The sequence below is a fragment of the Pseudomonas sp. SIMBA_067 genome (genome assembly GCF_046534675.1).
In the GTDB taxonomy this organism is placed as follows: Bacteria; Pseudomonadota; Gammaproteobacteria; order Pseudomonadales; family Pseudomonadaceae; genus Aquipseudomonas; species Aquipseudomonas putida.
The window spans coordinates 1-277 of the sequence record NZ_JAWRYH010000347.1 but is presented as its reverse complement, the minus strand read 5'-3'; the positions used below and the strand labels follow the sequence as shown (position 1 = coordinate 277).

The window sequence follows — 277 nt, the reverse complement described above, 5'->3', positions numbered from 1 at the left end:
CGATGTGTTCCAGATCAACCACAGCGAGCCGGGTTACCTGTACTCCATGCTCGGCACGGTTTTTTTGCTCAGCTATTTGCCCAGCGGTTGGCTGGCCGACCGTTTGCCGCCGCGCTTTTTGATCTTCTTCTCGCTGGTCGCGACCGGTGCATTGGGCTGGTGGTACGCCAGCGTGCCGTCGATGACCGGCTTGATGATCATCTTCGCTTGCTGGGGGCTGACCACAGGCCTGACCTTTTGGGCCTCGGTGCTCAAGCGCGTGAAGATGATTGCGCAC

1 pseudogene is annotated in these 277 nt (G+C 59.6%); it reads left to right on the top strand.

The window, feature by feature from the left end:
• A pseudogene (locus tag SB765_RS29395) lies at positions 1 to 277 on the top strand (MFS transporter); the annotation flags it as partial.